The organism is Mesorhizobium sp. WSM3626 (assembly GCF_000513935.1).
GTDB lineage: Bacteria > Pseudomonadota > Alphaproteobacteria > Rhizobiales > Rhizobiaceae > Mesorhizobium > Mesorhizobium salmacidum.
This window is the reverse complement of the sequence record NZ_AZUY01000047.1, coordinates 34758-49146: the sequence shown is the minus strand read 5'-3', so window position 1 is coordinate 49146 and position 14389 is coordinate 34758. Positions and strand designations below refer to the sequence as shown.

Sequence of the window (14389 nt, the reverse complement as noted above, 5' to 3'; positions counted from 1 at the left end):
TGGCCGGGCGTATCGGCAACGATGAACTTGCGCTTCGGCGTGGCGAAGAAGCGGTAGGCGACATCGATGGTGATGCCTTGCTCGCGCTCGGCCTCGAGGCCGTCGACCAAGAGCGCGAAGTCGATGTCGTCGCCCGTCGTGCCGTGCTTGCGCGAATCGCGTTCGAGCGCGGCGAGCTGGTCCTCGAAAATCTGCTTGGTGTCGGACAGCAGGCGTCCGATCAACGTCGACTTGCCGTCATCCACCGAACCGCAGGTCAGGAAGCGCAGCAGCGACTTCTTCTCCTGCGCGGCCAGATAATCGCGGACGCCATCCGTGGAAGCGAGGCTCTTTGCCTTGATGTGGCGCATGGTCAGAAATACCCTCGCGCTTCAGGTTGAGACTATCGGTCCTGCAAGCCCTGATGTGAAGCCCATCCGCCGCTGGGGCCAAACGTGACCTGTTGCGGGTCAGCACGCCTGGGATCGCAATTGCGGCCGTCGCCTCGCAGATGGGGCGGCGGCTTCAGTCGGGCCTGGATGGAGCGGCCCGGCACCCCTTGTTGGTATGGGGCTAGGACACCGGGCCTAACCGACGGGCAGTTTGTGAGAACCGGCGCCGGGGGATAACGGACTATATGCGCTCATGCTCAAGACGCGCAAAGCATACGAAAGAAGTATGAGGACAGCATTCGGGGCTCAACGCCGATGACCGATCAGCCAGTGACGTGCAGGCGCCGCCTCACGCTCTCTTCCGGCGATTTGCGGGGTCCGGCTTGCAGCGCTGCTACTATCCCTCGTTCCCGCCTTGGCGGGAAACCACTGACCAAGTCACCATCGATCTGGTTTGGTCTTGTCGAGGCGCTTGGCCGTGGCGGAGAGGTCGAACCAATGCGCACCTCGGTCGCCGAGTTCGCCGCGATTGGCGGCCGTATGGTTTGTTGGCCGGCAAACAGGAAATGACCAGTCGCAACCCCTGTCTCGGCTTATTGGTGCGAGGCAAGCTGAACGCAATTGTAGGTTGTAATACCTTTGGACATATTAGCTAGCTAATATATAATTACCAATTGTTAACCAGGATTAATGCGCCCTTTCCACAGCATTGTAGTATGCCCTTTAGGTTGGGTTACCTCCATAGGGCGGGGAGGCCATACGTCCGTGCGTTGGGGCGGCGTATGCTCTACTCCTTGAATCCAATCCCCGGTTAAATCTAGGCAGCCTGACACGATGGAGCGTATCAGTTCACGCGTCTGACAAGCTTTGCGGGGCCCAAATCAAAGGGAGAAAAGCAAGTCGGCGACGGAGAGGAGTATGTAAGGCGATGGGACCTCACCAAATTTCCGATTCCTGGAATGATGCAGCAGTACCGCTACATAATGGACATCTGCCGGGCGCGAATGGTCTAGGCAGATCCGATGTCGAAGAAGAGCACCGAAGCGAAGGCCTCGTCCTGATTGTAGACAAGCGAGCGCTTGAACGTGAATGCCTTGCTCGTGGCCTTATCGAACACAATCCCACTTTGCGCGTTAGCGCGGTAGGATCGCTTGACGAAATCCAGCACATTGCCGGGAAAGAGGAGCCATCCGCGATCCTGGTCATTCTTGGCGCCAGAAAGGTCTCCGAGCAGAGCGTTCGGGCGGAACTTACGGACTTCATTGCTGAGATTGGCACCGTACCCGTAATCGTCGTGGTGGATTCCGACGACCCGGGGGAGGTCCTCGCCGCACTCGAATGCGGAGCCCGAGGCTACATTCCCACAAGCGTGAAGGTGAAAGTCGCTGCCGAGGCCATTGGTCTCGCTCGCGCGGGAGGGATCTTTGTACCCGCCAGTTGCGTGCTGGCGCTTCGAGAGATCATCCACTCGACGGCAAACGGTGCCCGGCCGCTCGCCGGCATGTTCACGATACGCGAGGCTGCGGTCGTAGAGGCGCTCAGGAAAGGCAAGGCGAACAAGATAATTGCCTACGAACTCAATCTTTGCGAGAGCACCGTCAAGGTCCATATCCGCAATATCATGAAGAAACTGAAGGCTACGAACCGCACGGAAGTAGCCTACAAGCTCAGACAGATGTTGCTATGACGGCTGCTTCGGACTTTACCTAACGGGTCCGGCAACAATTGCCGGACCCGTTGAGAGGACCTTTTTGGGGCTGGCTGTTCTTATAAGGTGGTTGGACACCCGTCCGGGTCGTTTTCGCGAAACAGACTCGCTCGCGCTGGTGTTTAAGTGCGTTGCCTCTCAATGGTCGCGGACCTTGCCTTCACGAGGAATCCAACACTGTCCTCGCCCAGTTCTGCGCCCCGATATGCTGCTTCGGCGGCTTTCAGCCCTCCCGTCAGCCTGCGGACCGTCGGAGCTGCTCCGAGTACGTCAAGTGGCAAGCCTAGCTGATCGCGGCCGGGCCTCTTCGGCGGCCAAACCGTGAGGCCGAAATAGCTGGCGGCCGAGCGATCGATCCCGCCGCTGAACTGCGCCAACAGCGTTTGGTTCGAGTTCCGGCCAATTCGGCCCAGGCTGTTGATGTCCATTGATGGTTTGTCGCTGGGTCGCATCGCTACGACGATGACATCCCATGCATCGTCGGTCAGCAGCACCGGGTGCGAAAAAACGCTTACCCCCGCCCCGCGCTCGCGGAGCGCATATTCAAGGGATGATGCACAGGGCGTGTCGCAGACGATGGCGAGCTTGGCCGCGCGTAGATCGACACCGGCATCGTCCAGCAAGGTGCAGCATAACCGCGCGAACTCTGGCAGCAGGTCTACGGCTGGATGGTTGAGATTGAGAGCCGCAACCTTAATGCCAGCCTCGTCACAGGCGTCGAAGTCCACAGTGCCAGGCCGAAGCTCCCATGGTCCAGCCATTAGCGAAACAACCGCATGAGAGGGTAAGAGTTCGACAAGCGATCTAGAAATCGTTCCGACCTGGAGGGAGTTCGTGACGAGGTCGACGTCCTGCCATTTGCGGCTGTCGATGCGGTCCGTCACTTCCACGCATTCCGATACGTTGGCAAAATTGGCAAATGCCAACGTCGCGGTCGCGGCTGCTGCCAGGCTCGGATGTCTGGAGGATATGCGAGTGAGCGCAACGACGCGGCTGGCCTTAGCGAGCGCCGCCGCTGCCGCAGTCACTGCTTGGTATCCTGTCGCAGCGCCAACGACCACGGTGAGGCCGGAGAGATCGAGATCGAGCAAGGCTATTTGCTTGCGCACGAGAGCAAGGACTTCGGCACGGTCGATCTCGGGAACATCACGAGCAAACGACCTTGCTGAAAAATGACGTGATGTAGGCATGAAGCTGGGCACCACGTTGCGCGCTCTCACTATCTGGTAGGCCGGCAATGTCCTTTAAGCGGATCCGCTGCCCTGCCGGTCTCGTCTGGGCGCGATGCGCGTGCATTTCCTGCATTGCGTTGGCTGACGCGTTTGCGGCCTTCGCATTTGGTAAAGTAGTTCCTGTCTATTCTATTCTCGCCCAGGCGAGTGACGGTCCAAATTGGTTGGCCCTCTGACCTCTTGGTGGCCGAACCCGTTCCAATGCGCGCTTTGGCAATACAGCCGAACCTGCCCGAACTGCTACTGCAGCAAACGGATGCTAGGTGATACCCCGTTTGATCGGAAGACTTACCGAGGCTACGCCTGCGACGCTCGGATCAGGCTAAGGGGGTAACGAGCGCTGGGTACGGCGCTACCTCCTTTGCTTCTCTTGCCGAGAATGACGCGCCGCTGTGAAGTTGGGCAGCAAAACCAGCAGCGTTTCTTGGTGACATCCGTGACAATAAGCGCCTTTGACATAAAGCACCGCGGGCCAGGCATCCGCGTCGGCCAAAACCTCCGTCCGCTTGGAGGCCGGCGCAAGAGGATGATGGACATGACCGTCGCATTGATCGCGCTTGTCCTCGCTGCGCCGGTGATGCTGGCGGTTGCCCTTTTGATATTGGTGACCGACGGCGGACCGGCGGTGTTCTCACACACCCGGATCGGGTTCAACGGCAGGCGCTTCGCCTGTTACAAATTCAGGACCATGGTGGCCAACTCGGAGCGGGTCCTGGCCGACTATCTCGCGAGCAATCCCGAAGCCGCCAAGGAGTGGGAGCAGAATTGGAAATTCAAGAATGACCCGCGGATCACATTCCTGGGGCGCATTCTCAGGAAGTCTAGCCTGGATGAGCTGCCTCAACTCATCAACGTGCTGCGCGGCGAGATGAGTTGCGTCGGCCCCCGTCCAGTCGTTCCCGACGAACTTCAACGTTACGGCTCCTCTGCGATCGATTATCTAAAAACCCGGCCTGGGCTAACTGGCCTTTGGCAGGTGGCCGGCAGAGACGCAATGGATTATCCCAGTCGTGTCTCTATCGACAGCCGATATGTGCGGGAATGGTCCCTATGGGCCGATGTTGTCATTCTCGTCCGGACCGTGGGCGCCGTGATGAAATTCGACCGTGCGTCTTGATCAATGCGCATCGCAAATTCTTGCCCGATGCATTGCTTTGCCTAAAAACCGCAGCGTGCTGTCGCGATCGCAATGGCGAAAGGTGCGGCGCCCGCCAGCCGCGGCGAAATGGCAGCCGCAGACCATTACTGCTCACGTGACATGCCTTGGCGCCAGATTACGCCAAGGAAGAGGCCGAGCAAGTAGGCCCCCTGTAGAACGACAACGAGAAGCAGGATTGAGATGAGGTGGTGCCAATCAAATACACTGCCGATGCCGCCTGCAGCGACGCCGCCCACGACAGTCGCCGCGGTCACGACAATGAGCGCGGCAACTCGAAAACGAAATCCCAGCAAAATGCCGATCACACCGACGACGACAAGGCCCCAAAGCACGGCGATCTCCTATGGGTGGAAGACTCAGTGTGCCATCTCCAAGTCTCCCACATCTGCGAAATCGGTACCAACACTCAATCCGGCTGCACCGCCTCGCCGAGCGATCGAGGGGCGGGAAATCGCCGCACACTCCCCCGCGCTGCACAAAAGGCGTAGAGCACCCTGTCCGAATGCCCCCTTTTCGCTCATTTCCTTGGCCACCCGCCGAGCCTACGCTGCATGGAAATAGGTATGCGGAAGTTCACCCGCCGTGCGGCAGCATGCAATGATTTATGATACGGACGCCAAGCCTGTGTTTATCAGTGCAGCTATTCAGGACAACAAGACGCTGGATGTTGCGCATCAACGCGAGGCTGCGTCGGCGCGCAGTTCCCGCATAATGCCTCTAACGTGACATTCTACCTATGCTTCAGGTATCTGTCCTTTTGCTGATCCTGTCCATCTGGTTCCCTGGCGCCACGCGGATTGCCGGAACGGATGGCTCACTTTCCTTCGTGCTGGCACTGTTCTGCGCTCTGCTAAGTGTCGGTGCCTATGCGGAAACAGCAAGACGCCTCCATCGGATTGAAGCCGCCCTGACGACTGCGGTGCTGACGATATCTGCTGTCATCATCGTTCTCTCTCTACTGTCGATGCTCTACGCAGACAATCCGATGAGGACGATGCGCGCGGTTTTCTCACAAGTGTTTGGCTTCGCGATCATTCCAGCAGTCGCGGCGATCTCCATGAGACCGAAGGGTCTCGTGGCAATCGACAGGGTTGTGACGACCATAGTCATCATGACTGTCGTAACATCCTGTCTGGTCGCAATCGGGCTGGGCGATGCCAGATTCGCCGATCGGGCTGAAGGCTATTTCAAGCATTCGAACCAACTCGGGATCGCGTTGTCGGCTGGTCTGCCGCTTGTCGCCGCGAAGCTGGTCACATCCCGCCGGCACCGACTTCTCCTTATGGGCTGCCTCGCTGCCGTGCTCCTGGGTTTGGTGAAATCGGGTTCGAAGACCAACTTCGTTCTCGGAGTGGTGGGCCTTGGTCTTTTCTTTGCGCTATACAGTATATATTTAATCAGAAGAAAGCAGAGTCCTTTAAAAGTAATCGTGGGAACCATTGCCGCTCCGATATTGTTCGAAGCGAGCCTGCTGACATTGCAGTTCCTAAATCCACGGGCTTACGGCCTGCTGGCCCTTCAACTTTCCGGAGGCGAGGCGCATTCGGTGGTATCGCGGCAGCGACTGTGGTCTATATCGATCGATCTCGGCCTGTCGCACCCGTTCACGGGTGTGGGGGCAGGGCAATGGGTGCAAGATATCGCACCCCATAGCCATAATCTGTTCATTGACTTCTTTAGAACACTGGGAGTGCCCGGCTTGGCGTTGGTGTCGATGCTGGTTCTCGTGGTCATGGCATATCTGGTCAGGGTCGTGTTCTGCACATTGTTCGGCAATGACAAGGGGGGCGACCATGCGGCGGAAGTGAATGTGATGGTGCTTGGAACGTCGGTTTCCCTGTGGAACTACATCATCGCAAACCAGATGAGCGACTCCTTCGGTCCATCGACAGCGCCTTTCTTCTGGCTGCCGTTGGCTTTGCTCATCTTCTATCGCGGCATCCAACGATCACTGCAGACCGGCCCTGAGCGTCCGAAATTGTACGCGGTTCCAGGGTCCCAGCTCTTTCAACATTGAAATTCCCATGGCTTCGCACACAGTCCGTGACCTGACGGCAGGCTTGGCGCCAAACGTCGAACCACGCCCACTTCAAACAGGCATTCGATTTGTGGAATTCTTTGGTCTCCCCGGGATTGGAAAGACAACCGCAACCACCCTGTTGGCTAGCGGTTTGCGGCGGCACGGCCCGTTGGTGGGTGATGTGCGGGTGGCGTCGGAGACAAGAAAGTTCATCGACCGCCAGATCTACAGAATAGGTATTGTTGCACCAAAGCTGAGGGATCGTGAGTTTCGCTCGCTGCTCTCACGAATTGCGCGCTTTGTCATCGAAGGTGGGCAATCATCGATTGTCGACACAGTCAGAGTCATCTGGAACCTTTCGTTTCTGATTGCTTATGTTCAAAGCGAGAGACAGGGAAGAAATACAATTATTGTCATGGACCAGGGCCTGTTGCAGGGATTCCTGTCCATCTTGCTTAAGAGCAGGCGTGGGGCAACATCCGAGAAGTGGCTTGATATCCTGTTCGCCATTGGCGTGCACGATATTGCTTTTGTCCATCTGCACGGCGAGATCGGCGTGGCACGAGATCGACTTCTAAAAAGGGGCGATAGGTCCTCGCGGATGCAAAGGACATCTCCTGACCGCGACCTTGATCTGTGGTCGACCGCGGACGGTGCTTGCCGCCAGATTGCGACCGATCTTGAGTGGAGGATGGGAACGGAAGATCACGCCGGCGTACTGGTGGCGGTCAACGTGGAGAGGTTTGCGTCGCCCGAAGACGTCGCCGAAAGGGTTCTCGATGCGGTGCTACTGGCCTGCCTTGAACGGCATCGGCTGTGCGATAGGGTAGGTCAATGAGCACGAAAATGGACCGCCGTTCTTTCATGGCCGTCGCTGGCTTGTACCCTGTAATCGCTTTGTTGCCGAGTTCGCTCCGAGCGCAAGGCGGACAGACGCCGGGAGGCAACGAGTTCGTCCTGGCGGGTGAGTATGGCTTCAAACAGCAATTAATTCGGAATCTCCAGCCGGGAGCAACTATCAACGCTCGCAATGCTTCCTTCACGGTTGCCAACAGCAGAAACAGCGATCCCAGCGCGACGATGGGCTGCGACGAGGGGACGTTGCCGGTCAATCGCTATCCCGTCGTCATCCGCAACTGTCCAGGGGTTCGCTTTGTCGGCGGCCGCTTCGACGGCCAGGTACCGCTGACGTCTGATTGGCGGGACACCTACTGCAACAGCGCGGCTTTGCTTGTCAGGGACGGAACCACCGATGCGACAATTGAGGGGGTGCGTGCCCGTCGCTGCTGGGATGGCATTCGCCTCGCCGAGCACGCCGACGGCTTTCGCCTAAAAGGGTGCTGGCTCAGCGAAATCAGGGATGATGCGGTGGAGAACGACTATCTCCTCAGCGGTATCATCGAAGATTGCCTGTTTGACGGATGTTTCTCGGGGATCAGCCTGGACCCTGCGTCAAACGAGCGGGACGGAACAGGGCAAACGGTGCGGGTCGACAAATCCCTCATTCGCATGCATGCCTTTCTGTCCAAGGGCGAAATCACACATCAGGCGCCGATCAAGGCTGTCGATCAGTCGCCCAGGTTGAGGATCACGGAATCGGTTTTCGCATTGGCCGCGGCCAACATGCGTGGATTCCATCGCCTGGAAAGAACATGGCGGCTGACGATTGAAAGCCGCGACAACGTTTTGCTGTGGCTGCCCGACGAGCCAATCCCCTCCTCGTTGCCGCTGCCGCCATCTGGTTTCAGATTGCTGATGGGCGCCAACGCCCGCGAATATTGGAACAAGGCGCATCTCCAGTGGATCGCGGCGCATCAGGACGTGGGCCGGTTCTCCGACGAATTGCTGTGAGAAGTCGCACCGTCGGCAATGATTATCCTAACTGCAAAGACAGGTGGCGCTCGCATGCACCCTGCTTGCAACAACAGCTTGGACCGTCACCGCGATGAACCAGCACGAGGCGATTGACAGAAGTGTGGCATCAGGATCCGCCGATCACGGCCCTGGGAGGTTTGTGATCCAGGGGCGGTTGGTACGCGTCAGGGGACAAAATATCCTGTTCAGCCCTTGCCAGAAGGCCATTTTCGCCGTCAACGATACTGCTGCCGACATCTGGCGCTCTCTGGAAGAAGGCATGCCACCGCACGCCATCTCGGTCGAGATGGCGCGCAGTGGCGTTGATAGACTTGAGGCAGACAGGCATGTCGAGGCTGCACTCGAAGATTGGCAGCGGCTAAACCTGATACGGCCCTGCGCGCCCTTGTCCGCTTCGTCAGCTCAAAAGCCTTTGAGCCAGGTGGTCGCAGTTGCGGGCCTCAACATACGCATCGTCTATCCGGCAGCCTACGCCTTTCCCGCGATTTCCGTATTTCGCCACCTCGAGGTCAAAAGAGATACTGCCGACGTACTGCTCGAAGTGGTTGGGCAGGGAGGGAGAGTCCATCTGTTGCGGGATGGCAAGTGGATTTTGTCCTGCTCCCTCGACGAACTACCCGTCATGCTGAAGGGGCAATTGCTGACCGAGGTTCTGGATTACGGCGCATATGAACTTGCCCTCCATGCGGCTGCGCTTCTCGGAAATGAACGCATCGTCCTTCTTTGTGGCAATCCGGGCGCGGGCAAGACGACGCTGACCTTGGCACTGGTCCATGCAGGATTTGGCTTTGTCGCCGATGATGTGACGCTGCTGGACTCTAGCGGGCATGGCGTCGGCCTTCCGTTTGCCCCGGCGGTCAAGGCGGGAGCATGGCCGTTGCTGGCCAAATACTGCCCCGGCCTCGATGCCGTTCCGATCTGTCGCCGCCCTGACCGCAAGCGTGTACGATTTGCCGTGCCCAAGGCGTTCGTGCCCTTGCCTCCCGCTCCCCTACCCATCGGCTGTGTGGTCCTGCTCCGTCGAGGTCGTGACACGAAAGCTAGCCTGGAGCCGATCGATCCGGCTCACGCATTGCGCGGCCTGCTCAACGGCGCGCTGGCACCCGGCGGAGAGCTCAGTGGCACCGCTTTCGAAGTGCTCACCCAACTCATCGGCTCGGCGCAAACCTATTGCCTGACCTATTCCGGGCTTGATGATGCGGTACAGCTAATCTCGAAAGCATGCCATGACGAGTAGAGGCAACGCGCTTAAGGCGCTGGTCGCCGGACTTCGCGGCGCTCCGACCGACAGCGCCGACTGGCAGGCCGTGATCGCTCTGGCAAATCACACTCTGCTCACACCCGATTTGTTCTCGTCACTCGCTCGGGCCGGACAAATCCATCAACTCCCGCAGGACGTGCGCGAGTACCTTCGGTTCGTTTACGACTGCAATCGCGAACGGAACCTGCGCTTGCGTACTCAACTGCGTGAAGCCATTGCGGCCCTCAATGGCCGCGACATCGTACCGTTTCTGCTCAAGGGGGCCGTTCCTCTGTTCCTTTCGCCGGGCGGCCAGGTTCCCAGCAGGATGACGAGTGACCTCGATCTAGCCGTGGACCCTCGCGAAGAGACGTTCGCCCGGACCTGTCTTGAAGAGCTTGGCTACGTCGATGTGGCGGGCGCCCGAGGCATGGCCCGCGAGCATGACGCCGGAATGCTGGAACTTCGGCCGAGCCAACCAACCTGCTATGCCCCTCCCGAACTCGTCCAACTCGGAGGACTTCGGGTGAACATTCCTCCCGCTCGGTCTCGCGCCCTGCATTGGATGGTGCACGACCTTCTCAAGGAGGGAGATTACTGGCGCGGAAGGATAGATCTCAGGCACCTTCATGATCTGGCCCGATTGGCGGAAAGCGAGGACGTGGACTGGATGTCACTGCAGGAATCCATGCCGGATCGGAGCGCCCGCAATGCGCTCGACACCCAGCTCTTGGCCTTGCATCATTTCTTTGGAACCAGAATCCCCGCAAAATGTACACAACGCCCGATGGTCCGTTTCCAGCACTGGAGGCGCGTCTTTACGGCGACCCACCCCATCATTGGCGCCCCGCTGCGCCTGGCAGGCAATTTGATGTGGGGCATATGGCGGTTTTCACGCGCCTACGGGTTGGCGAAACGTGGGCCGTCGGACCCCTTGCATCGCGTCGCTCGCACGCTCTTCAATCCTCGCACGAAAATCTAAGCCTTTTGGGGAACTAGTGCGCCTGTATGGAAAGCGTAAGATCAACCTGCGAATTGAGAAAGTTTGTGGGAGGTCGAAATGTCAATAGAAAGCACAAAACGCTCGGAACGGACGCAAGAGACGCTGGTCTCGGAGGCTCAAGCGCGCCGTGACTTTCTTAAGAAGGCGGGACGTTTTGCGGCGGTTACGCCGCCGGCTGTGACGCTTCTGCTCGGCACAAGCTTGAACTCCAAGGCAATTGCCAAATCGGGCGGCACACGCCCCGGCAATGGTTGGGGAGACGAGAACCATATTCACGTCGGTCCGCCCGGCCAGGTGAAAAAAGATCATTGAGCAGGTCGCTGAAAAACAGCGTCTCGACGACATAGGGCTCAGCCCTTCGTGAAAGCCCAGACCGCTTGCGGCGCCCAGAGTGCCGCCGGCGGTCCGGGCTTTTTTTTATCGGCGCTGACACACGTTGGCGAAGGCGGTTCCGGCACTGGAAAAACGTCTGTCGCTACCGAACTGGAGCGGCGGGGTTATCATGTCGTCCATGGTGACCGGGTCTTGGCCTATGTCGGCGACCCCGAAACAGGCAAGGCACTGCCAGGACCACCCGAAGGCGAGGATCGCATCGCCTGGGGATACGCGCACTGGATTTGGCCCGTCGACAAGGTCCGGGCCATTGCTGCCGACACCACCCATCCTGCCACCTTCTTCTGTGGCGGGTCGCGCAATTTCCAGAAATTCCTGGACTTATTCGACAAGGTCTTTGTGCTCGACGTAGACGTTGAGACGTTGAACCGACGATTGGATGGGCGACCGAATGAGCCAGGTTTCGATCCGGCCGAGCGGCGGCTGGTACTGCGCTACCATCATACCCGAGAATATCTTCCCGTTGGCATCGATATCGACACGGCGGGCACGGTCCCAGGCGTTGTCGACGATATCCTCGCTCAACTCGCCTGAAGCCCCGAACGCATCGTGAATGGGATGGAAGCATTCGAATGGTTCGGGAAGACGCTAATGCATGTCGCCCGGAAGTGTCCTCGGTTCCGGAATAACGACATGCATAAAATCAGAAGCTTACAGCAGGTCGGGCGAATCCTATTTGCCGCGACATGCTGTAGTCGCCTGAACGGCTCACTGGCGGCGCTGAGACTAGCCGACCGGCAGCTTGCGGATTGCCGGACGCCCTAACGACTGACTTGAAGGCGCGAAGCCGTGCCGGATCAGGCGATTACCCAATCGTTCAAATGGAATTCATAGATCTTGCCGTCGTTCTCGTTTGGATCCGTGTTATTGTCCACGCCCCGATCGACGATATAGAGGCTCATATGATGGCTCGGATCGTCGCTGCTCGGCGCCAGCGCCAATCCGGCCGGTTTATGCGCGTCGGCCGCCGAGATATCGAGCGTGCCCAGCAGATCCCCGGTTGGCGTTATCATTGCCACCGAGGTGCGTGACACGATGACGTAAAGCAGGTCGTGGACCGCATCATACGCGAGGCCCCCGTCAGCAGGGTTTCCGAGCGATTGCACAGAAAAACTCGTCACGACATCATCACCGCCCGTGCTTGGGACGCCGTCGAATTTGCCGTTCTGGCCCGGAGCGATGGTGTAAATGTTATGGTTTGAGCCATCCTCGAGATAGAGCACTCCGCGTTTTGTGTCGTAGGCAAGAGCCTCCGAATCCTTGCTGCCGAACGCGGCGGTCTTGAATGAGGTCACGATATCGTCGGACGTATTGTAAAGCCCATCCTTGCCTGGGTTCAACTCGTAGACGCTCTTCGTGCCAGTGTCGTCCGAGAAAAAGAGATGGTGGTTAGCAGGATTATAAGTCACCCCGGCCGGCTCGTCCGAGAAGTTGATGGTACTGAGCGTTCCCATAAGATTGCCGGCCAGGTTCATTTGGTAGAGATTCTTGCCGGTAAAAATGGGCATTTCATCGACTTCACTGTCGGCAACCAGCAGCGTGCCAAGATGAGAAATATAGACGATGTCCGTAGGATCGGGGCTCGGCGGCGACCACTGCGAGGTCAGGATGGTATGGGCCAGGGTCACCGATGTCGGCAGCTGGCTGCTACCGGTGACGTCAACGGTGAAAGTGTGAGTATCGAAGCTGCCGTCGGATGAGGTGGCTTTGACGTGGAAATTGATTGTCGGTTCGGTCTGGGCGTTGAGTGTGCCGCTGCTCGATCGCGTGATGACCCCGGTGCTGGAATTGATGGCGAAGCGCGAGTCGTCGATCGTGTACGTGACCGTCGAGCCGGCATCGGGATCACTGGCCGAAGCGGTGATGCCGACGGCAGTGCCGGCCGCGGCATTCTGGAGAATCTGGTTGGCCGCGGTGTTGGCATCGGGCGGAGCGTTGAATGCGACCGATTCGGGGCTGTCGAGGACGGCGAGAGTGAAGCTCTTGTTGGCGGTGCTGCCGTCGGAGGAGGTCGCCGTCACCGTCAGGTTGATGGACGGCTGGGTCTCGAAGTCGAGTGTGCCGACGGCCGAACGCGTGATGACACCGGTGCTGGAATTGATGTCGAAGCGCGCATCGTTGATGCTGTAGGTGACGCTCGATCCGGCATCGGGGTCGGTGGCCGAAGCAGTAATTCCGGTAGGGGCACCGGCCGCGGCGAGCTCGTTAATCTCGTTGGTGGCTGAATTGCTATCGGCGGGTGTGTTGAAGGCCACCGGCTTGCCGGATCCTGGCAAGAGGTATTCGACGTGCAGCAGCGGTGCACTGGCGGGATTGTACTCGTATGAATCGGCAGTGCGCGTCCCGGTGCCGCTGATCACGAAGGCCATGTCGTTGAGCGCCACCCAGCCGGAGCGGTTGACGACCTCCTGGACGATAGCCGTAAGGTCCGGCGTGCGCTCGGCAAGGCCATGTTCGCCCACGATGGTCCACGGGTCCGGTGTCCAGGCGGCGGAAGCCGTCGTCCGGGGAAGCGAGGAGACATTGAAGGCGGCGCTGGTGAAGGGGCTGGCGTCGTCGGTGTTGTCGCCCTGGATCAGCAGCGAGGCCGCGCCGGTTTTCACCTCGTTGGCCTGGAACTGGATGTAGGCGCTGGTGATGATGGCACCCTTAGGGATGTCGATGCCGGTGAAGCGAAGGCCGACGGTCTGGCGGGTGCTGCCGTCATAACCCAGCTCCAGATCGCTGATGTTGGTCCCAATCGTACCGGAGCCTTTCTCCTCGACGTCGTCGCCTGCGGTCGCCACCCTGGTCTCGAAAATCGGGTCGATCGCACTTGAGCTGGCGGCGAGGAGGCTGCTGGTGGCGACAGCGCCTCCTGTCGAGACCGTGCCGGTGTTTGCAACGGTAGGGGCGGTGTAGGTGACGCTTCTGTCCGCGTGATTCCGGGAGCTGTCGACGAAGGTGCTGTCCAGAGGGACGGCAAGTTCAGCCGGCACCTCGGCCTGTCCGGTGAATTTCAATCCGCCATCGTCTACCGATGGCGGGACGATCCCATGCTCGGAAGTGAGATCGAGCTTGCTCGCGGCTGGTTCCAAGTTCGGAGAGTGGCTGCCCGGGCCGTTTTCGGCAACAAGCGCTTCGCCAAGATCGGAGAGCACATGACCCGTCTCGTTGCCGCTCTCTTTTCCGCTCGGCCGGGTCCAATCGTCAATGTTCAGCCAGTCGCCGCCAATGCCTGCATCGCTGCCGAATTCAGTCATCAGGAATTTCGCGCCAACCTCGGTCAGTTTAGTCATGTTGGATTTCCCTTCCCCAATTTCCCGTGATTAAAGCCGGCATCGCGACGTGCCCGACAGGAGGTCAGTTCCCATACCCCAGGCGCGAATGGCCACCGTATCGCAGGCGC

Annotated in this window: 13 protein-coding genes; 9 read left to right on the top strand and 4 right to left on the bottom strand. The window is 59.0% G+C overall.

The features are described from left to right. The coding region (locus tag M653_RS0125475; RefSeq protein ID WP_027145864.1) for a GTP-binding protein at positions 1 to 350 on the bottom strand (350 nt) is incomplete at its 3' end. 949 nt (positions 351 to 1299) lie between these two features. On the opposite strand from M653_RS0125475, the gene M653_RS01000000133490 reads away from it, so the two are divergent. Continuing rightward, entirely contained in the window at positions 1300 to 2058 is a 759-nt protein-coding gene (locus tag M653_RS01000000133490; RefSeq protein ID WP_084636857.1) for a response regulator transcription factor, read from the top strand. Positions 2059 to 2201: 143 nt separating this feature from the next. On the opposite strand, the gene M653_RS01000000133485 is transcribed toward M653_RS01000000133490, so the two are convergent. Next, the gene (locus tag M653_RS01000000133485; RefSeq protein ID WP_156938269.1) at positions 2202 to 3269 is read right to left on the bottom strand and encodes a hypothetical protein; all 1068 of its coding nucleotides are present in this window, start codon (positions 3267 to 3269) and stop codon (positions 2202 to 2204) included. A gap of 571 nt (positions 3270 to 3840) precedes the next feature. Between M653_RS01000000133485 and M653_RS0125460 the strand changes: the two genes are divergently transcribed. Continuing rightward, positions 3841 to 4428: a sugar transferase gene (locus tag M653_RS0125460; RefSeq protein WP_280940120.1), complete on the top strand. Its 588-nt coding sequence runs from the start codon at positions 3841 to 3843 to the stop codon at positions 4426 to 4428. A 125-nt stretch (positions 4429 to 4553) separates the two neighbouring features. On the opposite strand, the gene M653_RS0125455 is transcribed toward M653_RS0125460, so the two are convergent. Then, positions 4554 to 4802 carry a hypothetical protein gene (locus tag M653_RS0125455; RefSeq protein WP_027145862.1) on the bottom strand — a complete coding sequence of 83 codons (249 nt, stop codon included), beginning with the start codon at positions 4800 to 4802 and terminating at the stop codon, positions 4554 to 4556. A 404-nt stretch (positions 4803 to 5206) separates the two neighbouring features. Between M653_RS0125455 and M653_RS0125450 the strand changes: the two genes are divergently transcribed. The 7 genes from M653_RS0125450 to M653_RS0125425 all read left to right on the top strand — a co-directional run bounded on the left by M653_RS0125450 (position 5207) and on the right by M653_RS0125425 (position 11535). Next, the gene (locus M653_RS0125450) at positions 5207 to 6487 is read left to right on the top strand and encodes an O-antigen ligase family protein (RefSeq protein WP_027145861.1); all 1281 of its coding nucleotides are present in this window, start codon (positions 5207 to 5209) and stop codon (positions 6485 to 6487) included. 7 nt (positions 6488 to 6494) lie between these two features. Next, the gene (locus M653_RS0125445; RefSeq protein ID WP_156938268.1) at positions 6495 to 7328 is read left to right on the top strand and encodes a hypothetical protein; all 834 of its coding nucleotides are present in this window, start codon (positions 6495 to 6497) and stop codon (positions 7326 to 7328) included. After that, a complete protein-coding gene (locus M653_RS0125440) occupies positions 7325 to 8341 on the top strand; it encodes a hypothetical protein (protein ID WP_245262337.1) in 1017 nt (338 codons plus the stop codon). The genes M653_RS0125445 and M653_RS0125440 overlap by 4 nt, the downstream gene beginning before the upstream one ends. 94 nt (positions 8342 to 8435) lie before the next feature. Then, entirely contained in the window at positions 8436 to 9602 is a 1167-nt protein-coding gene (locus tag M653_RS0125435) for a PqqD family protein (RefSeq protein ID WP_027145858.1), read from the top strand. Then, positions 9592 to 10587, top strand: a complete 996-nt coding sequence (locus M653_RS0125430) for a nucleotidyltransferase family protein (RefSeq protein WP_027145857.1) — start codon at positions 9592 to 9594, stop codon at positions 10585 to 10587. The genes M653_RS0125435 and M653_RS0125430 overlap by 11 nt, the downstream gene beginning before the upstream one ends. Before the next feature lie 78 nt (positions 10588 to 10665). Then, positions 10666 to 10920, top strand: a complete 255-nt coding sequence (locus M653_RS1000000136060) for a hypothetical protein (RefSeq protein WP_156938267.1) — start codon at positions 10666 to 10668, stop codon at positions 10918 to 10920. A gap of 114 nt (positions 10921 to 11034) precedes the next feature. After that, the gene (locus M653_RS0125425; protein WP_027145856.1) at positions 11035 to 11535 is read left to right on the top strand and encodes a nucleoside kinase; all 501 of its coding nucleotides are present in this window, start codon (positions 11035 to 11037) and stop codon (positions 11533 to 11535) included. 263 nt (positions 11536 to 11798) lie between these two features. On the opposite strand, the gene M653_RS0125420 is transcribed toward M653_RS0125425, so the two are convergent. Further along, positions 11799 to 14279, bottom strand: coding sequence for an RTX toxin (locus tag M653_RS0125420; protein WP_245262334.1), 2481 nt, complete (start codon positions 14277 to 14279; stop codon positions 11799 to 11801). Positions 14280 to 14389 lie beyond the last annotated feature (110 nt).